Annotated in this window: 21 protein-coding genes; 15 read left to right on the top strand and 6 right to left on the bottom strand. The window is 35.0% G+C overall.

Going from position 1 to position 20,952, the window contains the following annotated elements; genetic code table 11:
• The first annotated feature begins 310 nt into the window (after positions 1 to 310).
• The 3 genes from putP (at position 311) to RBB48_RS13180 (ending at position 3,703) form a co-directional block, all read left to right on the top strand.
• Complete coding sequence (putP, locus tag RBB48_RS13190; RefSeq protein ID WP_048544125.1) at positions 311 to 1,789, top strand: sodium/proline symporter PutP; 1,479 nt, start codon at positions 311 to 313, stop codon at positions 1,787 to 1,789.
• Positions 1,790 to 2,130: 341 nt separating this feature from the next.
• A complete protein-coding gene (locus RBB48_RS13185; RefSeq protein WP_306007745.1) occupies positions 2,131 to 3,075 on the top strand; it encodes a ring-cleaving dioxygenase in 945 nt (314 codons plus the stop codon).
• Between the two features lie 19 nt (positions 3,076 to 3,094).
• The gene (locus RBB48_RS13180; RefSeq protein ID WP_088064204.1) at positions 3,095 to 3,703 is read left to right on the top strand and encodes an alpha/beta hydrolase; all 609 of its coding nucleotides are present in this window, start codon (positions 3,095 to 3,097) and stop codon (positions 3,701 to 3,703) included.
• 44 nt (positions 3,704 to 3,747) lie between these two features.
• Here RBB48_RS13180 and RBB48_RS13175 read toward each other — a convergent pair whose 3' ends face one another.
• Positions 3,748 to 5,280 carry a BA3702 family sensor histidine kinase gene (locus RBB48_RS13175; protein ID WP_106383391.1) on the bottom strand — a complete coding sequence of 511 codons (1,533 nt, stop codon included), beginning with the start codon at positions 5,278 to 5,280 and terminating at the stop codon, positions 3,748 to 3,750.
• 237 nt (positions 5,281 to 5,517) lie between these two features.
• On the opposite strand from RBB48_RS13175, the gene RBB48_RS13170 reads away from it, so the two are divergent.
• A complete protein-coding gene (locus RBB48_RS13170) occupies positions 5,518 to 5,889 on the top strand; it encodes a VOC family protein (RefSeq protein WP_001246939.1) in 372 nt (123 codons plus the stop codon).
• Positions 5,890 to 5,909: 20 nt separating this feature from the next.
• Here the strand turns inward: RBB48_RS13170 and RBB48_RS13165 are convergent, their stop codons facing one another.
• Positions 5,910 to 6,719, bottom strand: coding sequence for a YitT family protein (locus tag RBB48_RS13165; protein ID WP_000251342.1), 810 nt, complete (start codon positions 6,717 to 6,719; stop codon positions 5,910 to 5,912).
• 144 nt (positions 6,720 to 6,863) lie between these two features.
• On the opposite strand from RBB48_RS13165, the gene RBB48_RS13160 reads away from it, so the two are divergent.
• The 4 genes from RBB48_RS13160 (at position 6,864) to RBB48_RS13145 (ending at position 10,336) form a co-directional block, all read left to right on the top strand.
• Positions 6,864 to 7,667 (top strand): protein phosphatase 2C domain-containing protein, encoded by an 804-nt coding sequence (locus RBB48_RS13160; RefSeq protein ID WP_088064202.1) that lies wholly within the window; start codon positions 6,864 to 6,866, stop codon positions 7,665 to 7,667.
• A gap of 15 nt (positions 7,668 to 7,682) precedes the next feature.
• Positions 7,683 to 8,135, top strand: a complete 453-nt coding sequence (locus RBB48_RS13155; protein ID WP_098857919.1) for a peptidoglycan recognition protein family protein — start codon at positions 7,683 to 7,685, stop codon at positions 8,133 to 8,135.
• A 17-nt stretch (positions 8,136 to 8,152) separates the two neighbouring features.
• Positions 8,153 to 8,404 (top strand): DUF2164 domain-containing protein, encoded by a 252-nt coding sequence (locus RBB48_RS13150; protein ID WP_001994665.1) that lies wholly within the window; start codon positions 8,153 to 8,155, stop codon positions 8,402 to 8,404.
• 453 nt (positions 8,405 to 8,857) lie between these two features.
• On the top strand, positions 8,858 to 10,336 hold the full coding sequence (locus RBB48_RS13145; protein ID WP_306007744.1) for a DUF4822 domain-containing protein: 1,479 nt from the start codon (positions 8,858 to 8,860) through the stop codon (positions 10,334 to 10,336).
• Positions 10,337 to 10,551: 215 nt separating this feature from the next.
• Here RBB48_RS13145 and RBB48_RS13140 read toward each other — a convergent pair whose 3' ends face one another.
• Together RBB48_RS13140 and RBB48_RS13135 are read right to left on the bottom strand one after the other, a co-directional pair.
• Entirely contained in the window at positions 10,552 to 10,764 is a 213-nt protein-coding gene (locus RBB48_RS13140; RefSeq protein WP_016077378.1) for a CsbD family protein, read from the bottom strand.
• 171 nt (positions 10,765 to 10,935) lie between these two features.
• The gene (locus RBB48_RS13135) at positions 10,936 to 11,748 is read right to left on the bottom strand and encodes a GNAT family N-acetyltransferase (protein WP_088064199.1); all 813 of its coding nucleotides are present in this window, start codon (positions 11,746 to 11,748) and stop codon (positions 10,936 to 10,938) included.
• A 152-nt stretch (positions 11,749 to 11,900) separates the two neighbouring features.
• On the opposite strand from RBB48_RS13135, the gene RBB48_RS13130 reads away from it, so the two are divergent.
• From RBB48_RS13130 to RBB48_RS13105, 6 genes are all read left to right on the top strand, one after another.
• Positions 11,901 to 12,104, top strand: a complete 204-nt coding sequence (locus RBB48_RS13130) for a hypothetical protein (protein ID WP_048544090.1) — start codon at positions 11,901 to 11,903, stop codon at positions 12,102 to 12,104.
• Between the two features lie 453 nt (positions 12,105 to 12,557).
• Positions 12,558 to 13,346 carry a helix-turn-helix domain-containing protein gene (locus tag RBB48_RS13125; RefSeq protein ID WP_088064197.1) on the top strand — a complete coding sequence of 263 codons (789 nt, stop codon included), beginning with the start codon at positions 12,558 to 12,560 and terminating at the stop codon, positions 13,344 to 13,346.
• A 166-nt stretch (positions 13,347 to 13,512) separates the two neighbouring features.
• Positions 13,513 to 15,126: a long-chain fatty acid--CoA ligase gene (locus tag RBB48_RS13120; protein ID WP_088064196.1), complete on the top strand. Its 1,614-nt coding sequence runs from the start codon at positions 13,513 to 13,515 to the stop codon at positions 15,124 to 15,126.
• A gap of 123 nt (positions 15,127 to 15,249) precedes the next feature.
• Positions 15,250 to 15,825: a biotin transporter BioY gene (locus RBB48_RS13115; protein WP_001093321.1), complete on the top strand. Its 576-nt coding sequence runs from the start codon at positions 15,250 to 15,252 to the stop codon at positions 15,823 to 15,825.
• A gap of 65 nt (positions 15,826 to 15,890) precedes the next feature.
• Positions 15,891 to 17,354, top strand: coding sequence for an acyl-CoA synthetase (locus tag RBB48_RS13110; protein WP_088064195.1), 1,464 nt, complete (start codon positions 15,891 to 15,893; stop codon positions 17,352 to 17,354).
• The gene (locus RBB48_RS13105; RefSeq protein WP_088064194.1) at positions 17,347 to 18,438 is read left to right on the top strand and encodes an acetyl-CoA C-acyltransferase; all 1,092 of its coding nucleotides are present in this window, start codon (positions 17,347 to 17,349) and stop codon (positions 18,436 to 18,438) included. The genes RBB48_RS13110 and RBB48_RS13105 overlap by 8 nt, the downstream gene beginning before the upstream one ends.
• Positions 18,439 to 18,445: 7 nt before the next feature.
• Here the strand turns inward: RBB48_RS13105 and RBB48_RS13100 are convergent, their stop codons facing one another.
• Positions 18,446 to 19,027 (bottom strand): DUF6434 domain-containing protein, encoded by a 582-nt coding sequence (locus RBB48_RS13100; RefSeq protein ID WP_199694549.1) that lies wholly within the window; start codon positions 19,025 to 19,027, stop codon positions 18,446 to 18,448.
• A gap of 104 nt (positions 19,028 to 19,131) precedes the next feature.
• Here RBB48_RS13100 and RBB48_RS13095 point away from each other — a divergent pair, with 104 nt between their 5' ends.
• The gene (locus tag RBB48_RS13095) at positions 19,132 to 19,575 is read left to right on the top strand and encodes an NUDIX hydrolase (RefSeq protein WP_088064192.1); all 444 of its coding nucleotides are present in this window, start codon (positions 19,132 to 19,134) and stop codon (positions 19,573 to 19,575) included.
• Positions 19,576 to 19,619: 44 nt separating this feature from the next.
• On the opposite strand, the gene RBB48_RS13090 is transcribed toward RBB48_RS13095, so the two are convergent.
• Positions 19,620 to 20,822, bottom strand: a complete 1,203-nt coding sequence (locus RBB48_RS13090) for an alanyl-tRNA editing protein (RefSeq protein WP_306007743.1) — start codon at positions 20,820 to 20,822, stop codon at positions 19,620 to 19,622.
• Positions 20,823 to 20,952 lie beyond the last annotated feature (130 nt).

Here is a 20,952-nt window from a genome sequence, read left to right as displayed (position 1 = left end):
ATAAGCTATGTTTAATAGATTAAAAGTCATACATTCGTATGGCTTTTTTTCTTTTGAAATTTGTCTGATAAGTGAATGAAAATAAGGTATTATATTTTCTGAATATTTTTACTTTAATTTATTTTAAAACCGGGGTAATCCACTGGGATAAAGGCGTTTATAAAGGTTTTCACATGTAGTGAAAAGGGCTTGTTCACTTGAAAGAACAAAAAATGTTTGTTAAGGTAGGGAACCATAAGCGAAAACAAGAAAATAGAAAAAGTCATTTTTCGAAATTTTGAATGGCTTATGTAACTAAGGGAGAGATTTGGTGAAGATTGAGATTATGGTTTCGCTTGCTATTTATATGGCAGGTATGTTGTATATCGGTTATTGGTCTTATAAGAAGACATCCGATTTATCAGATTATATGTTAGGCGGAAGGGGACTCGGTCCAGCAGTTACAGCTTTATCAGCTGGTGCTTCTGACATGAGTGGTTGGATGCTAATGGGATTACCTGGTGCGATGTATGCAACAGGATTATCTAGTGTATGGATTGCGATAGGGTTATTAATAGGTGCTTATGCAAACTATTTAATTCTTGCCCCGCGTTTGCGAACGTATACAGAAGTGGCAAATGATTCAATTACGATTCCAGACTTTTTAGAGAATCGATTTAAAGATCGTACGAAAATACTTCGTTTTGTCTCCGCTATCGTCATTTTAGTATTTTTCACATTTTATGCGTCGGCTGGTTTAGTATCAGGTGGGCGTTTGTTTGAAAACTCTTTCAACCTTGATTACAAAATTGGTTTATTTGTAACTGTCGGTGTCGTAGTTGCTTATACACTATTCGGTGGCTTTTTAGCAGTAAGTTGGACCGACTTTGTGCAAGGATGTATTATGTTTATTGCGCTTGTATTAGTACCAATTGTTGCTTTTACAGATGTGGGCGGTGTAACAGAAACATTCAATACAATTAAGCAAGTTGATGCATCGCGTTTAGATATGTTTAAAGGGACTACAATTCTTGGTATTATTTCATTTTTAGCATGGGGTCTTGGGTATTTTGGGCAACCGCATATTATTGTTCGCTTTATGGCAATTACCTCTATTAAAGATTTAAAAACTTCTCGTAGAATCGGTATCGGTTGGATGACGATTTCAATTATAGGTGCAATGCTTACTGGTCTAATTGGTATTGCTTATTACGCTAAAAATAATGAGACATTACAAGACCCGGAAATGGTCTTTGTAACATTCTCAAATATTTTATTCCATCCGTACATTACTGGGTTTTTACTATCAGCTATTTTGGCTTCGATTATGAGTAGTATTTCCTCGCAATTACTTGTTATTTCAAGTGCAGTAACGGAAGATTTCTATAAAACATTTTTCCGTCGGGACGCTAGTGATAAAGAACTTGTATTTATCGGTAGACTGTCAGTATTAGTAGTAGCTATGATTGCAGTTGTTTTAGCATATCATCCAAGTGATACAATTTTAACACTTGTCGGTTATGCTTGGGCAGGATTTGGTTCAGCATTCGGACCCGCTATTTTATTAAGTTTATATTGGAAGAGAACGAACAAATGGGGCGTTCTTGCTGGGATGATTGTAGGTGCAGTAGTTGTTATTACTTGGGTACAAATTCCAAGTTTAAAAGCCACTATGTATGAAATGGTACCTGGATTCTTCTGTAGCTTATTAGCTGTTATTGTTGTAAGTTTATTAACGAAAGAACCAGTGAAAGCAATTCATCGTGAATTTAATGAGATGGAAGCAGTGTTGGAAGAGGAAACGAAATAATTAGCGAAGAGAGTAAATGATAACTAGCATTTACTCTCTTTTGATTTAAAATGAAAATAAGTAACTTGTTGACAACTAAAAGTAAGTAACTTATAATAAATCTTAAGTTCAAGATAATTTATTTCCGAATAAAGATTTCAGATGGAGTAAATATTTTTTGGAAATTATCTCGAATTCGAGATGAATTCAGTGATATAGAAGATAATGCGTAATTTCACAGCTTATATCTCGAATTAAAGATAAAATCATAAAGATGGATTTTACTTTGCAGTATGGACAAAATGAATAATGAATTTTAATGTATACAAGTTTTTAAAATGAAATAAAAAGGGGCGGAGAAAATGGAAAAGAAAATGATGGGAATTCATCACATTACAGCAATCGTAGGACACCCACAAGAAAATGTAGATTTTTATGCTGGTGTGTTAGGTTTACGTTTAGTGAAACAAACAGTGAATTTTGATGATCCAGGCACGTACCATCTTTATTTTGGTAATGAAGGAGGAAAGCCTGGAACAATTATTACGTTTTTCCCATGGGCAGGTGCTCGTCAAGGAATTATTGGTGACGGTCAAGTAGGCATTACGTCTTATGTCGTACCAAAGGACGCAATGGAGTTTTGGGAAAATAGATTAGAAAAATTCGATATTTCGTATACAAAAATGACTCGATTTGGAGAGCAGTATTTAGAATTTGATGATCCACATGGTTTGCATATAGAATTAGTAGAAAGAGAAGAAGGCGAATTAAATAATTGGACTTTTGGAGAAGTTACGCCAGAAGTAGCAATTAAAGGATTTGGCGGTGCTGTTCTTTTATCTGCACAACCTCAAAAAACAGCTGAATTGTTAGAGCATGTTATGGGTCTTGAGAAAATTGGAGAAGAAGGTGAATTCGTTCGATTCCGTTCTTCTGCTGATATTGGGAATATTATTGACTTGAGGCTATCGACAATCGGGCGTGGCCAAATGGGTGTTGGTACAGTCCACCATATTGCTTGGAGAGCGACTAACGATGATGATCAACTAGACTGGAAAGAGCATGTGTCTCGTTTTGGATATCACGTAACTCCTGTACAAGATCGAAATTATTTTAACGCAATTTATTTTAGAGAACACGGGGAAATCTTATTCGAAATTGCAACAGACCCTCCTGGTTTCGCTCATGACGAATCGTTAGAGACGATGGGTGAGGAATTAAAGTTACCGGAGCAATATGAACCACATAGAAAACAAATTGAACAAACACTTTTACCATTTGAAGTGAGAAATTTAGACGAAAAGTGATTGAAAGGGGAAAAGGATTATGATGAAACATATTTTTCAAAAAGGAAAAGATACGTCAAAACCAGTGTTGTTATTACTTCATGGTACAGGAGGTAATGAATTAGATTTATTACCACTTGCAGAAATAATTGATCGGGAAGCATCTGTATTAAGTGTTAGGGGGAATGTATTAGAAAATGGCATGCCACGTTTCTTCCGCCGATTGGCAGAAGGCATTTTTGATGAAGAGGATTTAATTTTCCGTACGAAGGAATTAAATGAATTTTTAGATGAAGCTGCAAAAACATATGAATTTGATAGAAATAACATTGTAGCTATCGGTTATTCAAATGGAGCAAACATTGCTGCAAGCTTATTATTCCATTACGAAAATGCATTAAAAGGTGCTGTGCTTCATCACCCAATGGTGCCTAGAAGAGGAACACAATTGCCTAATTTAGCAGGGAAATCCGTGTTTATCGCTGCTGGGACAAATGACCCGATTTGTTCATCAGGAGAGTCAGAGGAATTAAAGGTACTATTAGAAAATGCAAACGCTAATGTAACAATGCATTGGGAAAATAGAGGGCATCAATTAACAATGAGTGAAGTAGAAAAAGCAAAAGAATGGTATGACAAAGCATTTTAAAAAAGAAGCATCTGCTAACAACTAGTAGATGCTTCTTTTTTTATTTACGACTGAATTGCAAGATGAGACGAAGAAAGTGGTAGCTGAATATCAACGATCGTACCTTTATTTAATTCGCTTGAAATGTGTAATTTACCATGATGTTCTTCAATTATTTTGTAACACATCATTAATCCTAGTCCTGTTCCCTTTTCTTTTAAACTATAAAATGGTTCACCTAAACGAGAGATACGATCTTCTGGGATACCGCAACCTTCATCGATAATACGTATTAAGATGAAAGTATCCTCTAATGGCTTTGTTTGGATGTAAATATTTCCGCCATTTGGCATTGCTTCTATCGCATTTTTTAATATATTTATAAAAACTTGTTTTAATTGGTTACCATCACATTGAATATCATGTTTGTAATCAAAATGATCCATAATGATATGAACACTATGCATAATAGCAGTTGGTAAAATAAATGTAACTACCTCTTCAATTAAAGCTTGTATGTTACAAGTTTGGATAGATAATACTTGTGGTTTAGACATCGCCATAAATTGACTCGTGATAGATTCCATCTGTGAAATCTCACTTAACATAACATCGATATACCATTTCTGCTCCTCATTTATTTCAGGGAGTAGCAATGTTAGAAAACCTTTTAGAGAAGTGAGTGGATTTCGAATTTCATGTGCAATTCCAGCTGTCAGTTGTCCGACTACTGCGAGCTTTTCTGATTTTCGTAATAACTTTTCCGTTTCTTTTAGCTCGGTAACATCTCTTCCCATTACGATAAGACCTTTACGGGAGCCGTCAGAATGATAAAGTGGAACTTTCGATATACTTAAGATTAGATCGAAATCATCTCTATGAATAATAAATTCCTCGCCATGAAGAATTTGTCTTTGTTGCCATGCTAGTTCGTCGACTTCTTCACAATGTAAAAAAGCCTCTCGGTACGCTTCGTTATATTGAATGAGTTCACTATCTTTTTTCCCGTGGTAAGGTACATGATGGAAATTGAAACAAGAAAGTGCGTAGTCATTTGCCTCAAGCCAGCGCCCCTCATGATCCTTAAATATAACAAACGCAGGCATGGAGTTCACTAATGTACGTAACCTCTTCTCACTTTCTTTTAGCATATTCTCAATTCTTTCTGATTTTTCAAGAGGCTTCATAATGGCATATACGCCAGTTAGACGATTTTGGACAAAAATAGGAACTAGTTTTGTCACGACGTCTAATAAGAATCCATTTTTATGATAAATTGATAAGATATACTCTTGTTGATTATCCGCTCCAGTATTCTTTATATTTTGTAATACTTGCTCAGAAATACGAGCTTCTAAAATAGAGGTAATATTTTTCTGTTCTAATTCTAAAGAAGTGTAACCTAATATTTTTTCGGCAGAAGGATTTATATGTAGTATAACTCCCTCTAAATTTAATGAAATAATACTATCAGGATTGTGTTCGAACAGAGATGCGTACATTTCTGTTAATGAACGATTTTGTATATGGTTTCGCAAACGTCTAGAAATGTTCGGATGACGTTTTCTTTGAGTTGATGAATATTTTTTACGACTCATAATAGTTCCTCCGTACAAATAGCATCTAAAAAGATTTGTCTATTCATAACTATAATATAGATGTAATGTGTATTTCTATAAAAAATGGAAGTTATATAATAAATTTTGTTTTCTTTATTTTTTGCAAAGTGAGTACAAGGTGGTAATAAGGGGAGCTTATATTGTTTTATAACTCTTTTGTAAGTTACAAAAGTAGGTTTTCTTTATAACATTAGGGTAGAAGAGGGGGGAGAGAAAATGAGAAATTATATTCAAGGTATCGATCATGTGCAAGTAGCTGCGCCTGTAGGATGTGAAGAAGAAGCAAGAGAGTTTTACGGTAATAAAATAGGTATGGAGGAAATACCGAAGCCGGAGGAATTAAAGAAGCGTGGTGGGTGCTGGTTTAAGTGTGGAAATCAAGAGATTCATATCGGAGTTGAGAAAAACTTCAATCCAGCTAAAAAGGCGCATCCAGCTTTTTATGTTTTAAAAATTGATGAATTTAAACAAGAGTTAATAAAGCAAGGCATTGAAGTAATAGATGATCATGCACGGCCAGATGTAATTAGATTTTATGTGTCAGATCCGTTCGGAAATCGAATTGAATTTATGGAAAATAAAAACTAGGTGGAAATCCACCTAGTTTTTTAACCTTTTCTAAACAATCCTAATACTTCAACCGTTTCGGTAATGTTAACGAATGCATGAGGGTCAATTTCGGAAATTGTTAATTTCATACTTGCTAATTCTTCACGAGAAACGACGGTCATAAGTACACGTTTTTTTTCGCTGGAATAAGCACCTTCGCCATCAAGTAATGTAATTCCACGTACAACAGTTGAAAGGAGTTGTTTTTTCATTTTTTCTGCTTCATTTGTTACAATCATAAGTGTAACCTTTCGATGTTTCGTATGAATAGCATCGATCACTTTACCAGTTACATAAATTGAAAGTAAGCTTGTAAGAGCAACATCCCAAGTGAAGAAGAATCCTGCAATTATTACAACGACTGCATTTAAAATAATAAGGAATCCACCAAGTTTAATGTCTCTTTTTCGAGACAATAGCATACCGATAATATCAAATCCACCAGTTGATCCATTACAGTTAAAAACAAGGCCGATACCAGCTCCGGCAATGACACCACCAAAGATAGATGATAAAAGTGGGTCTGTTGCTACGACTTTTACTGGAACGTAGTATAATGCAACAGATAATACAATAACAGAGATAACAGTGTTAAAAATCACTTTTTTTCCAAGACCTATGTAACCTAAAATAAGGATAGGTAAGTTTAATACAAAGTTAATAATACCCGTGTTTACAGGAGTTACAATCCCTAAAATAATAGCAATTCCGCCAATTCCACTACTTAAAATTTTGTGGGGGATAAGGAAAAGATTAAATGCAATCGCAATAATAATAGAACCGATAATAACACCAAGAAATCTGACCATTTCTTTCCCGTCCTTCACTAAAAAATTCATATTATTTCAAGATTATATATGATATTGAAAGTTTTGGGTAAAAACAGTTTATTTCGGAAAATTAGATTAATCAAAAGAATTCGAGTATTTTCTCATTTGAAAGGGGATACAGATATGAGGATAAAAACGTATCAACAGAAAAGCCCGTTGAAGCAAGAATGTGAGGATTCTTATTTTTGTAATGAAGAAAAAAAGATGTATGGTGTATGTGATGGTGCAACACCGCTCGTCCCGTTTCGTGATGAAAAGGGACATAATGGAGCATACATCGCTTCGCATTTATTTGCAAGTTATTTTGCTTCATTACGTGAAAATCATAGTTTGCAAGTTGCCGTTGCAAAAGCAAATGAAGCATTGCAAAGCAAAATGTTAGAGTATGAAGTAGATACGAGAAAGAAAGAGCATTTGTGGTGTACATGTATTGCGGCAGTTCAAATAGATGGTGAGAAAATTGAATACGCACAGTTAGGGGACTGTATGATTGTCGCAATACTTCAAAATGGAACGATGCAAGTATTAACGCAAGACACGGTTGAAGGAATTAGTAAACGAGCAAAAAAAAAGAGGGAAGAAGACCGTAATAAAGGGTTAACTGTACCAGAAGAACATGTTTTTCAAGATGTGCGAGAACAGTTAAAATATAATCGTTATCTTGCAAATATGCAGGACGGGTATTCTGTTGCAAATGGAATGAAAGAAGCGATACATTATTTACAACATGGTGAACTACATATAGATGAAGTGAGTGGGATTTTTATTTGTTCAGACGGATTATTCCACCCAGATTGGCCACTTGAACAAACTGTTGCATATATAAGAAAGAATAGTATAAGTGAATATGTAGCAATCATTGAAGAGCTAGAAGGGGAAAAGAGAATAAGACCAGATGATAAAACAATTATGATCATTGATTTTTAAGGGGAGGATGTTCAAATGGAAATTAAATGTGTTAATTTAACATTTCAAGATGAATTAGTTCCTTTAGAGAAAGTTAATAAACTGATTATCCACCATACATCCGAAGATGGATGGGATGTGTATAAAACACATGAATTTCATCAAAAAGTAAGAGGGTGGAGCGGGATCGGTTACAATTATTTTATTGAAGAAGATGGAACTGTAGTCGAAGGGCGAGGTTTACATATTGGAGCACATGCGAAAGATAATAATAGGGATACAATTGGAATATGTATGACGGGTAATTTTGATAAATATGATCCAACTACCGCACAAATGAATGCATTATATTCTTTATGTAAAATGTTTATGAAGCAGTTTGCTATAAAGAAAGAAAATATACTTGGTCATAGGGAGCTAGAAGGCGTTACAAAAAGTTGTCCTGGAAAGCATTTTTCTATGGTAGAGTTAAGAAACGGACTAACTTAAATATAGAGGAGTAACAAATGATGATGAATATAAAAATACCTAATGATAAAAAAGAAGAGCTTGTGGCACAAATTCAGCAATTTTTCGTTGAAGAAGATTTAGATGAAATTGGACGTTTCCAAGCAGAGCGATTAATAGAAGAAATGATTAAATTAGTAGGACCGTTTGCATACAATCAAGCAATTGGAGATGCTAGAAAGCTTGTAACAGAGAAACTATCTAATATTGAAGAAGATTTGTATGTGTTAGAGAAGAATGAAGGGAAGTAAAAAGAGCCATTTTGGCCGTATTCCGTCAATTATAAAATAAGTATTATGCCACGGCTTTTTCCGATGTTCTGTTTGGAAAAGGCCGTGAAGTTGTTTTTGGGCATATAAAATAAAGTTTCATTTCTTTTGTCAAAAAGAACCCTAGAACTAAAAACGTTATTCTTTCTTAACAAGCTAGATGAGAAAGAATAACGTTTTTTAGATTGAGATTAAAAATATATTATCTTAATTTTATCTTTTTTTAATAATTTATTTATAGGCAATTTATAGTTGCTATTTATAATTCCTATATATAGCAGCTATGGATACTACAAAGAAGAAATTTGGATGTGTAACCCTTTGTATCCAATTAGCTGTAATCAAAATTTAAAACATGAATTGCTCACATAGAATCTTCTTTTGGAAGATAAGTGGTGTAATTCTTTGTTAAATGAAGGAAGGGATTGGGAAGCTATGAATAAAACAATTTTAAAAACATGTATCATATCAGCAGTTTTAGGTGGAAGTTTATTAAGTGAAACGAGTGGAGAGGTGAAAGCAGAAGAGGTTACACCAAACACGAATCATACTGGTGTATTCAAAGATGTTCCAAAGGGGCACTGGGCATATGAGGCGATTCAGCAATTAGCAGGTGAGAAAATCATTTTTGGCTATGATGATGGAAGATTTGGTTTTGGAGATAACGTAACACGTGAACAAGTTGCAGCTTTAATGTATCGTTATTTTAATATGGAAGAAAACAAAAATTATCAAAACCCATACGGTGACGTAAGTGAAGATTCAACAAGCTATATAAAGGAAATTTTATCTTTAACAGAAATGGGTGTTTTTAAGGGGGATGAGCATGGAAACTTTAGACCGAAGGCATCCTTAACACGCGCAGAAATGGCACAGGTTCTTACAAATGCTTTTCATTTAAAGGCAAAGAGTGATCATACTTTTAATGACGTTGCAACGAACTCATGGGCAAGAAATGCAATTAGTGCTGTTCAAACAAATAATATTGCAAAAGGAGTAGGAGGAGGGAAATTTGCTCCAAGTATGGATGTGATGCGTGAACAGTACGCACAATTTTTATACAATGCAATACAAGAAACCGAGCAAATTCAACAAACGAAAGGGCAACTACTAGCTAGCATACTTGGTGAAACAAACTGGAAAGGGACAAAAGTCTATGACAAAGATCATAATGATGTAACGAAAGAAAATCAAAATTTCATCGGGCTTGCAAAATATGATGCTAAAACTGCAAGGTATGAATTTTTTAATGCAAGTACAGGAGAGAGTCGTAATGATAGCGGTACCTTTTTTATAACGAATGATGGAAAGAAAAGGGTGTTAATTTCTGAAACGCAAAATTATCAAGCAGTTGTTGAATTAACGCAATTAGACAAGGAGAAATTTACATATAAAAGAATGGGAAAAGATGCAAAAGGGAACGATGTAGAAGTGTTTGTTGAACATGTTCCTTACCATGGAAAAGAACTTTCTTTCACGCGACCTGATAAAAAGTTGGAAAGCTCGACGGGGAAAATAGTTACAGACGTTGATGGAGATGAAATTTTATCTAGTACACTATGGAATGGAACGGTGGTATTAGACGAACAGGGTAATGATGTAACAAAATACAACTCAAACTTAATCAGTCTAGCAAAATACGATAAAAATACAAATAAATACGAGTTTTTCAATGCGAATACAGGAGAAAGTCGTGGAGACTATGGTTTCTTTGATGTTGTACATGGTAATAAAATAAGGGCTCACGTTTCGTTAGGAAATAATAAATATGGTGCGGTCCTTGAACTGACTGAGCTAAATAAAGAGAAATTTACGTATACAAGAATCGGGAAAGATGCGAATGGAAAAGATATAAAAATCTTTGTTGAGCATGAACCGTATACAGGTGACCTAAAACCAAATTTCACAAAGTAATCTTTTACTCTAGCAAATGCACTATGTTAGTAAGAGAAAGCCTGAGCTATTAGGTAATTATACAGTAGAAGTAAAATAGTTATTTAAAGACAAATAGATGCCTTGAGGCATCTATTTGTCTTTAAAATGATTTTATGGGTAAATATAAAATACAAATTCTTTTTTCTAGGATCTAGTAACTCCCTACTTGCACAACCATATATCCTAGTTCTTTTTTATTTATTCTCTTTATGCTCTTTATATTCATGTACTTTCTCTTTTACATTACCAACCGTATCTTTAGCAGTGCCTTTCACTTTATCCCATTTTCCTTCAGCTTGTAATTTCTTATTGTCAGTTACTTTCCCGACAACTTCTTTTACTTCACCTTTTACTTTATCAATGGCACCTTCTACTTTTTCCTTTAAACCATGATCATTCTTAGTCATACATTTCTCCTCCTTGTAGTTTGATTAGAATTCTCTTTTCATGTTGCAAGTTGAATGATGTATCTAGTAATAGCGTAACAAATCTAGTTTGAATATTCAAATGATTAATAGGATAGAAAAGGAATTGTCATGAAATGTATAAAATTGTAATGAGAAGAGAAAGCATGTAAATTACATGTCTTTTGCAGTCCATATTGATTTTGTATAAGCAATTTTCATATGGGCACGTTCCATATTATTTTGACTTCCGGTACCGAACCTTGCTTGTCCGACTATTAAATGACAGTTTTTCGCTAGGGCTTTTTCTATTCGTTTTTGAATTAAGGCAGTATGACAGCCTTTACGCTGAAATTCTGGCAAAGTAGCAGAAGCAGCTAATGAAGCAATCCCATTATTTATATACAGGACACCAATGCCTGCAGGAGTATTTTGAACTTCGGCTATGAAAAAATGCCAGCCAGGTTTATTGTAGAGAATTTCGTTATTTTGGCGTACGCCATCTTTTGTAAAGGGTGGTATGTTAAATCCACGTACATATATGTCTGCAAAAATATGAAATTCATTTTCTTTTAGTTGGCGTACTGAAATGTTAGAAGTAAGTAGGGATGGATCTTCTCTCGGTATACTATATAAAGCGGTATGGAAGCTGGATTGGTAAAATCCTTTTTGAGATAAGTATTGAAATAATTCAGCTGTACCTTGAGCGGGTGTAATTTCAAAACGACAAGGGATTTGTAGCGATTGATAATAAGAGATGATTTCATCTATCTCATCTGTATTTGTAAAGGTAACGCCTTTTACTGTGTTAAAAGCAGGACCAAAAATTATTTTTGATGAAAAGGCAGTGGCATTCCCGAACTTTTTCATTTGTATTTGCATTGGATTTTCAGCTAACGCTTGTAGTGCTTGTAGTCTAGAAGAGAGCATATGTATTTCTGCGTTTTCAATTTCTTGAGCTGCATTGAGTGTCATAATTGTACTCATAATATTCCTCCGTCAATAAATATATTTCATAGTACATATACGATGTTTGTTCGGAGATTCCTGTTGAAATGTAAGAGAATAAGAGGTTTTTTGGAAGGGAAATGGAAGTTAACTGTCGAAGGGAGTGGAAACAGATTAAAGGTGGTGCTCTCATGAAACAGGAAGACGTGCAGACATGCTCTAATTGTGGTTCTCATAACATAGGAGAAGGGGAGTTTGTCGGTTATGCACAAATACGGAAAAAGGAGACGATGTTCACATCTTCACCAGTAGATGCTTATATTTGTACAGATTGTGGGAATATCCTTTTATTAAAAGTACGACATTATGAAAAGTTTAAGCAGAAGCCGTTATGATTATGGAGAAGTGTTTTTATTAGGGAAGTTAGAGGAGTAATAATTTACATATATATATGAGTATGTCCTTATATAAAGAGATGACAACATATACTGTGTGGGATGCTTATTAATCGTTGCACGACATACAAAAATGTATAGAAGAAATTGTGAATCAATATGGGGAAGACAAATTAACCCTTATTGGAATACTTCATATCGAAAACTCCTTTAAATGAATAAGGGAGTTTTTGTTTTTTCGTGACAGTAATTACCTTTAATTGTTATAATTGGTTATTGGGAGAGGGTATTTTATTAACGCCATAATCATAGAAGAAAACTAGCTAAATCGTATAGAAAACGGCTATATAACACAATCGCAACCATAAGTTTACAAAGTGCAACTGCAGGAAGATAGAGATAAGGGTAATGTTTACATACAATTTAGTTAAGAAAACAAAGGGGGACACACATATGGGATTTGGTGAAAAGCTTTTTAAATTAAGAAAGGAAAAGGGCCTTTCTCAAGAAGCATTAGCTGAAAAATTAAACACAACAAGGCAAGCGGTTAGTAAATGGGAAAACGGTCAAGGTTTTCCTGAAACTGAAAAGTTAATAATGATTGGAAATGTATTTGAAGTATCACTCGACTATTTATTAAAAGAAACTGCTGAGCAAAGTAATGAAAATGTGGAGGGCTATTACGTAAGTCAGGAAATGGCAGAAGGGTATATAGTGTATGGGCAAAAAATTTCTAAATATATTGCGTTAGGATTTAGTTTGCTCATTTTATCGACAATACCGTATTTATTATTTAAAGAAAATGCAACAATGTCGACATTTCTTGTCATTATCATTGCTGTCCTTGGAATTGGAGCAATGATGGTACCGGCAACGATAGAAGAGAGTCGATACAATGTATTGAAAAAAGAAGAACTACTATTTGATCAAAACTTTCTAAAAGAATTGACAAAAAGATATGAAGTAATTAAGAAGAAGTATGCTGCAGTAATGATCGTTGGATTTTGTTTTATAGCAGCAGGAGCGATACCATTTTTATTTGAGAAAAAGCATATCATTTCAGGAGAATTAGTGCAGTATTATCCGTACTGTGTTGTACTTATTGCGATTGGAGTCTATCTTTTTGTTCGTGTTGTAGGAGTGTGGGAGATATATCGAATTTTAGTAGAGAATAAAGAATATAGCAATCGTATTATTTTTAAAATGAAAAAGAAAGTAAGAAAAAAGGTAGATAGTTTATAAAAAATAAAAAACATGTTTCGAATCAATGTATTCAAAACATGTTTTTTATCGTTCTGAATTATTTCCAAAGAAATAATTCAGAAAATACGGAAAAATGTCGTAATCACTTGTAGAAGTCTGTTATAATGAACGAAATGAAAACGCTTTAAAGGGGGATATAACCAATATGATGATGAATGTACCGTTAACAATTAGTTCTATGATGGAAAGAGCAGAAAAACTGTTTTCAAAGAAAGAAATTGTTTCACGGACACATGATACAGTTACGACGTTAACGTATAAGCAGTTAGGTGAAAGGACGAGAAGGCTTTCTAGTGCGTTACAAAAGCTTGGGATTAAAGAAGGCGAGCGTATAGGAACGTTAGCGTGGAATCATCATCGACATGTGGAAGCGTATTTTGCTATTCCTGGTATTGCTTCCGTTTTACACACAATTAATATTCGTTTATCTCCTCAACATATTTCATACATTATTCAGCACGCAGAAGATCGAATTCTACTTATAGATGAAGATCTCGTACCACTTGTTGAAAATATTCAATCACAATTATCAACTGTACAAGCCTACATTATTATGACTGATAAAGATGAACTTCCCAATACTACGCTAGAACCTGTATATCATTATGAAAAGCTATTAGAAGAAGGCAATCCAACTTTCCAATTTGTAAAAGATATTGATGAAAATACACCTGCTGGTATGTGTTATACGTCAGCGACTACAGGAAACCCAAAAGGTGTTGTATATACGCATCGTAGTACTGTATTGCATTGTATGGCACTCGGTTTAGCGGATACAGCTGCTTTATCGGAAAGTGATGCGGCGATGGCAATTGTACCGATGTTCCATGTGAACGCTTGGGGGCTTCCTTTTGCAGCTACTTGGTTTGGAACTAAACAAGTACTGCCAGGACCAATGTTTACTCCAAAAATTTTATTAGAGATGATTCAAGCTGAAAAAGTAACGATAGCAGCAGGTGTGCCGACAATTTGGCTCGGTGTATTACAAGAGTTAGAAAATAATAGTTACGATTTATCTAGTATAACGAGAATATTATGCGGTGGTGCTGCTGCACCGAAAAGCGTTATTAAAGCATTTGAGCAAAAATATAATGTTCCTTTCGTACATGCATATGGTATGACTGAAACAAGCCCACTCGTAACACTTGCACGTTTAAAAAGTTATGAAACAGAATTATCATATGAAGAGCAATTAGAAATCCGCTCAAAACAAGGGTATCTTGTCCCTGGTGTAGAGATGAAAGTAGTCGGTACAAACGGTGAAGTGAAGTGGGATGGTACGGAAATGGGAGAACTATGTTTACGAGCACCATGGATCGCTGAAAGTTATTATAACGATGAACGTACTGTCGAAGGTTTTCGTGATGGTTGGTTATATACAGGAGATGTCGTTACGGTTGACGAGGAAGGCTGCGTGAAAATTGTTGACCGTACGAAAGATGTTATTAAAAGCGGAGGTGAGTGGATTTCTTCAGTTGACCTTGAAAATGCATTAATGGCACATGATGCTATATTTGAAGCAGCTGTCGTTGCCGTTCCTCATCCGCAGTGGCAAGAGCGACCAATTGCCTGCGTCGTTCAAAAGAAAAATAGTACAGTAACAAAAGAAGAAATATATGAGTTTTTAAAATCACAGTTTGCGAAGTGGTGGTTACCAGATGATATTGTATTTATGGAAGAAATACCGAAAACATCTGTTGGGAAGTTTTTAAAACAGGCGCTTCGGAAAGAACTTGAGCATTTGCATAAAGAGAAATAATTGAAAAAATATTTGTAAACCTATATTTAAAACAAGTTGACAAAGACTAAATAGAAAGATAATATAACTCCTATAATATGTTATCTGAAAATCATTTTAAGTTTACAAATAGGAGAAGCAAATATGAATACAAAAAACTTAGTTTTCGTCGCTTTATTTAGTTCTATTATGGGAGTGTTAGGGTTAATACCTCCAATTGCTCTTGCTATTACACCAGTTCCGATTACATTACAATCACTCGGTGTTATGCTTGCTGGTGGATTGTTAGGATCACGTCTTGGTGCATTAAGTCAGCTTATTTTCTTACTTATAGTTGGAGTTGGAGCACCATTACTTGCTGGTGGACGCGGTGGTCCAGGCGTATTTGTTGGGCCAAGTGCAGGATATTTACTTGGTTATATCGTTGGAGCGTTTGTCATTGGTTATTTAATTGAGCGTTTACGTGAAGTTTCTATAATAAAGGTATTATGTATTAATATAATTGGTGGTATTTTCGTAGTTTATGTATTTGGTATCATTGTACAAGCTTTCTTTATGGATGTTTCTATATGGCAGACGATGAAAGTAAGTGCCGTATTTTTACCAGGTGATTGCATAAAAGCGATTATAGCAGCAATTCTTGTAACGAAATTACATCGTTCATTGAAACATATTATTACGCCTGCTCTCAAGAGTGGGAAATATACAAATGCGGGATAAGAAAGAGAAGAAACACGTTCATTGCGTGTTTCTTTTTATTATTTTGTAAAGAAAGGACGTCTCAAATGGGGATTACAAAAGAATATAAAAAGTATGCCTCTTTACAAACAAATAAAATAGCAATAAAGGAAAATGATCGAGTATTAACATTTAAAGAATGGTTTGAGTCAGTGTGTAAAGTAGCAAACTGGTTGAATGAAAAAGAATCGCAGAATAAAACAATAGCAATTGTATTAGAAAATAGTATGGAGTTTTTACAACTATTTGCTGGTGCTGCTATGGCCGGATGGGTTTGTGTGCCGTTAGATATAAAGTGGAAACAGGATGAGCTCAAAGAAAGAATTGCGATCAGTAATCCGGCTATGATTGTGACAGAGCGATATAAGGTAAAGGATTTACCGGATGAAGAAGGAAGAGTAATTGAAATTGATGAGTGGAAAAGAATGATAGAGAACTCTCTGCCTGCATATGCCCCTGTAAAAGATGTACAACATGCTCCGTTTTATATGGGATTTACATCAGGATCGACTGGGAAGGCAAAAGCATTTTTACGTGCACAACAATCGTGGGTTCATAGTTTTGATTGCAATATACATGACTTTCATATGAAAAAAGAAGATTCTATTTTAATAGCTGGGACGCTCGTTCATTCTCTTTTTTTATACGGCGCAATAAGTGCATTATATGTAGGGCAAACGGTGCATATTATGAGAAAGTTTATTCCAGATCAAGTACTGGAAAAGTTAGAAACAGAAAATATTTCGGTCATGTATACAGTTCCGACAATGCTAGAATCTTTATATAAAGAAAATAGAGTAATAGAAAATGGGGTGAAAATTATTTCGTCAGGAGCGAAATGGGAAGCTGAAGCGAAAGAAAAAATAAAGAGTATATTTCCTTATGCGCAAAAATATGAATTTTACGGTGCATCGGAACTAAGTTTTGTAACAGCACTTGTTGATGAAGAGAGCGATAGAAGGCCAAATTCAGTAGGAAAACCTTGTCACAATGTTCAAGTTCGAATATGTAACGAAGCAGGAGAAGGAGTACAGAAAGGCGAGATAGGAACTGTTTATGTGAAAAGTGATCAGTTTTTTATGGGCTACATATTGGATAAGGTTTTAGTTCCAGAGTTGACTACGGATGGCTGGATGACAGTGCGAGATGTAGGTTATGAAGATGAAGAAGGCTTTATATACATAGTGGGTAGAGAGAAGAACATGATTTTATTTGGAGGAATTAATATTTTTCCAGAAGAAATAGAAAGTGTATTACATGAACACCCAGCTGTTGATGAAATAGTTGTAATTGGTGTGAAAGATAGTTACTGGGGTGAAAAACCTGTCGCCATTGTAAAAGGAAGTGCTACGAGGCAACAATTAAAAAGTTTTTGCTTACAACGATTATCCTCGTTTAAAATACCGAAAGAATGGCATTTTGTAGATGAAATACCGTATACAGATAGTGGGAAAATCGCTCGTATTGCAGCAAAAAATATGATTGAAAACCGGGAGAAGATATATGAATAGAGCGGTTATTGTAGAAGCGAAAAGGACACCTATTGGTAAGAAAAATGGGATGTTGAAAGATTATGAAGTTCAGCAATTAGTAACGCCGCTTCTTACGTTTTTAAGTAAAGGGATTGAGAGAGAAATAGACGATGTCATATTAGGGAATATTGTGGGGCCGGGAGGGAATGTTGCAAGATTATCTGCTTTAGCGGCAGGACTTGGTTATCATATTCCTGGTGTAACGATTGATCGGCAATGTGGTGCCGGATTGGAAGCGATTCGCACCGCATGTCATTTCATTCAAGGTGGCGCAGGTAATTGTTATATTGCAGGAGGAGTAGAGAGTACAAGTACATCAACTTTTCAAAATAGAGCACGATTTTCACCAGAAACAATTGGTGATCCTAATATGGGAGTGGCGGCTGAATATGTTGCAGAGCGTTATAATGTAACGAGAGAAATGCAAGACGAGTATGCTTGCCTTAGTTATAAACGGACACTGCAAGCATTAGAAAATGGATATTTACAAGATGAAATACTTTCTTTTAATGGACCTTTAGATGAGGCTATAAAACGAGAAATGAATTATGAAAGAATGATTAAAAGAACTAAGCCCGCATTTTTACAAAATGGTACAGTAACGGCAGGTAATTCGTGCGGTGTAAATGACGGAGCATGTGCTGTTCTTGTAATGGAAGAGGGGCAAGCCCGAAAACTAGGATACAAGCCTGTTCTTCGTTTCGTCCGCAGTGCTGTAGTTGGAGTGGATCCAAATCTTCCGGGGACTGGTCCGATATTTGCGGTGAACAAATTATTAAACGAAATGAATATGAAAGTAGAGGACATTGATTATTTTGAAATAAATGAAGCATTTGCTTCAAAGGTTGTTGCTTGTGCAAAGGAGTTACAAATTCCTTTCGAAAAATTAAATGTAAATGGTGGTGCAATTGCGCTCGGTCATCCGTACGGTGCATCTGGAGCTATGCTTGTGACACGTTTGTTTTATCAAGCGAAAAGAGAGCATATGAAGTATGGAATTGCGACGTTAGGAATTGGTGGTGGAATAGGGTTAGCGCTATTATTTGAAAAAGTAGAAGACTAGAAAAGAACTAGTTTTCTACTTTTTGAGGAACATAAGCATTGCTACCAGGTTGTGCTTTTATTTCATTCCAAGCAGCGATAGCATCAGCTTTTGATTTCCCTTTGTTATTTGGATCTTCGAAAAAGTCGCGAGTGAAACGATTGTATTCAAACTGCGCGCTAATAGTTGTTTTGTATGTAGGATCTTTTTTTCGTTCGTTTTCTTCATACCAAAACGTTAGCGCGTCTTCATATGTTTTTCCGACATTCTCTTTAAAAAACTTTTGAAGAGCTACTGTAAAGCGGAAGTTTGCTCCGATTTTTTCTTTGAAAAAAGCACGAACTTCTTCGCTGCAGCGGTGATTGTTAGTAATAATCGTTAGAAGAGAAAGTTCTTTATAAGAGAGGGAAGCTTTACTCACCTTTTGACGAGAGTTGTTTTTTAATATTTTACCAGTATGTAAATAATGTGAGATACGCTCGGTTATTTCAATCTTAGAGCCACTAGCTGGCAAACCATGCTCACGACAAAATGTTTGGAGTTCTGCTTTTAACCAATAAAAGTTTTGGAAATCTTCAAGTGATATAGACTTTGTTAAAGGTGGACGCATAGATGTAACAACTTCTTTCTTCCATAATTTTCTTTAATTATAAAACGTATGTTCTTTTTGTGGAAGGATTAATTTGTAAATATAACGGGAAGAGGAGATTACATATGGAAAGTGTAATGCAAGTTCGTGTTACGGGAATTTTAATTGAAGATGAAAAAGTATTGCTAGTAAAGCAAAAAGTTGCTAATCGCAATTGGTCTTTACCTGGGGGAAGGGTAGAGAATGGTGAAACGTTAGAAGAAGCGATGATTCGAGAAATGAGAGAAGAAACAGGATTAGAAGTTAAAATTAAGAAGCTACTCTATGTTTGTGATAAACCAGATGCTAGTCCATCTTTATTACATATTACGTTTCTGCTTGAAAGGATTGAAGGTGAAATTACGCTACCTTCTAATGAGTTTGATCATAATCCAATTCAAGATGTGCAAATGGTACCGATTAAAGATTTAAGTCAATATGGTTTTTCGGAAACTTTTATAACTCTTATAAGTGAAGGTTTTGCAAGTGCAGGGAGTTATCAAGGCTTGAAACAAAATATAGGCTTGTAAATATAGTTGAAGGATAGCAGTTAGCTATCCTTCATAAACATGTTTTACACTTCTGACTGTAAAGAAGAAACAAGTTGATTTAAAAATTCGTCCCCGGTCATAACCGCTTTTCCGCCGCCGCGAGCACTCTTTTTATTTCCGCCACCTTTTCCTTCAATTGTAGGAAGTGCCTCTTTTAAAAGAGCATTCATATCGAGCGTGACTGTTTTTCCGCAAGCAAGGATACATTGTAATTTGTCTTCATTTTCAATAACGAAATATGTAATGGCATGCTCTTGTTGTTCTGTAATAATGGCAGAAAGTTTTGCGATTTCTTGCATAGAGCGATTTGTAAATACTTTAGAAATAAGTATGCCAGCATGTATTTCCGTAGGCTGTTGAAGTAGTTCATTTGCCTCTACAAATAATAATTTTTCATTCATTGTTTGTATTGCTTTTTCGTTTTCTTTTTGAGAAGTAAGCAGTTGTGCTACTTTTGCTGGAATATCACTCTCGCTACTGTTTAATTGTTTAGAAACATCCTTCATAATTTGTTGCTGTTGCCCCATAAGTTGTAGTGTGCGCCAGCCAGCTATAAACGTTAATCGTATGCCGCCTTTATTGCGCTCCCATCCTAGTACTTGAATAGGACCTACTTCACCTGTACGTTTCGGATGCGTTCCGCCACAGCCGTTGTAGTCGAAGTTTTCAATTATAACAACACGTATATTTTCTGTTATAGTCGGTTCTTTACGAAGAGGTAACGTTTTCGCTTCTTCTAAATTCATCCACAGGGTACGGATTGGATGGTTTTCAAAAACAATTTTGTTTGCAATTTTTATCGCCTTTTCAACTATTTCTGCATGAAGATTTTCTGTTTCTAAATCAATTGTTACCGTTTCTTTACCAAGGTGGAATCCAATCGTAGGTATGTTAAAATGGTCCCAAAAAGCAGCAGATAAAATGTGTTGAGCCGCATGTTGCTGCATATGGTCAAAACGGCGCTCCCAATTAATTTTACCTTCTACTTCTTCTGTATGTAATTGTTCGGTAATGAAGTGGCGGATTTCGTCATTGACTTCTTCAACATCGAGTACAGCAATTCCATTTAAAGTTCCAGTATCATGGGGCTGCCCGCCACCTGTCGGATAAAATGCTGTTTCATTTAAAACAACGTATAAGTTACCGTCTTTATCATAATCTTGCTTTATGACTTTCGTAGTAAAGTCTTTTTTATAAGCGTCAGTGTAATATAATTTTTGCTCCAATTTTCTTTCCCCTTTCCTGTTCACTAGTTTCATTGTAAAGCAATCGAAATTAGTTTCCTAATATTTCAGAAGAAAGAAACTATTTTTAGAATTTTCTTGCTATAATAAGAAGAAAATGCGGGGGTGGAAT

It is taken from the genome of Bacillus sp. MMSF_3353 (assembly GCF_030733445.1).
GTDB lineage: Bacteria > Bacillota > Bacilli > Bacillales > Bacillaceae_G > Bacillus_A > Bacillus_A wiedmannii.
This window is presented reverse-complemented; position numbering and strand designations above follow the sequence as displayed.

What these genes read in the sequence shown, in the direction of transcription:
- RBB48_RS13185 (WP_306007745.1), top strand. Translation starts at nt 2,131, where the DNA reads ATGGAAAAGAAAATGATGGGAATTCATCACATTACAGCAATCGTAGGA.
- RBB48_RS13180 (WP_088064204.1), top strand. Translation starts at nt 3,095, where the DNA reads ATGATGAAACATATTTTTCAAAAAGGAAAAGATACGTCAAAACCAGTG.
- RBB48_RS13175 (WP_106383391.1), bottom strand. Translation starts at nt 5,280, where the DNA reads ATGAGTCGTAAAAAATATTCATCAACTCAAAGAAAACGTCATCCGAAC.
- RBB48_RS13170 (WP_001246939.1), top strand. Translation starts at nt 5,518, where the DNA reads ATGAGAAATTATATTCAAGGTATCGATCATGTGCAAGTAGCTGCGCCT.
- RBB48_RS13165 (WP_000251342.1), bottom strand. Translation starts at nt 6,719, where the DNA reads ATGGTCAGATTTCTTGGTGTTATTATCGGTTCTATTATTATTGCGATT.
- RBB48_RS13160 (WP_088064202.1), top strand. Translation starts at nt 6,864, where the DNA reads ATGAGGATAAAAACGTATCAACAGAAAAGCCCGTTGAAGCAAGAATGT.
- RBB48_RS13155 (WP_098857919.1), top strand. Translation starts at nt 7,683, where the DNA reads ATGGAAATTAAATGTGTTAATTTAACATTTCAAGATGAATTAGTTCCT.
- RBB48_RS13150 (WP_001994665.1), top strand. Translation starts at nt 8,153, where the DNA reads ATGATGATGAATATAAAAATACCTAATGATAAAAAAGAAGAGCTTGTG.
- RBB48_RS13145 (WP_306007744.1), top strand. Translation starts at nt 8,858, where the DNA reads ATGAATAAAACAATTTTAAAAACATGTATCATATCAGCAGTTTTAGGT.
- RBB48_RS13140 (WP_016077378.1), bottom strand. Translation starts at nt 10,764, where the DNA reads ATGACTAAGAATGATCATGGTTTAAAGGAAAAAGTAGAAGGTGCCATT.
- RBB48_RS13135 (WP_088064199.1), bottom strand. Translation starts at nt 11,748, where the DNA reads ATGAGTACAATTATGACACTCAATGCAGCTCAAGAAATTGAAAACGCA.
- RBB48_RS13130 (WP_048544090.1), top strand. Translation starts at nt 11,901, where the DNA reads ATGAAACAGGAAGACGTGCAGACATGCTCTAATTGTGGTTCTCATAAC.
- RBB48_RS13125 (WP_088064197.1), top strand. Translation starts at nt 12,558, where the DNA reads ATGGGATTTGGTGAAAAGCTTTTTAAATTAAGAAAGGAAAAGGGCCTT.
- RBB48_RS13120 (WP_088064196.1), top strand. Translation starts at nt 13,513, where the DNA reads ATGATGATGAATGTACCGTTAACAATTAGTTCTATGATGGAAAGAGCA.
- RBB48_RS13115 (WP_001093321.1), top strand. Translation starts at nt 15,250, where the DNA reads ATGAATACAAAAAACTTAGTTTTCGTCGCTTTATTTAGTTCTATTATG.
- RBB48_RS13110 (WP_088064195.1), top strand. Translation starts at nt 15,891, where the DNA reads ATGGGGATTACAAAAGAATATAAAAAGTATGCCTCTTTACAAACAAAT.
- RBB48_RS13105 (WP_088064194.1), top strand. Translation starts at nt 17,347, where the DNA reads ATGAATAGAGCGGTTATTGTAGAAGCGAAAAGGACACCTATTGGTAAG.
- RBB48_RS13100 (WP_199694549.1), bottom strand. Translation starts at nt 19,027, where the DNA reads ATGCGTCCACCTTTAACAAAGTCTATATCACTTGAAGATTTCCAAAAC.
- RBB48_RS13095 (WP_088064192.1), top strand. Translation starts at nt 19,132, where the DNA reads ATGGAAAGTGTAATGCAAGTTCGTGTTACGGGAATTTTAATTGAAGAT.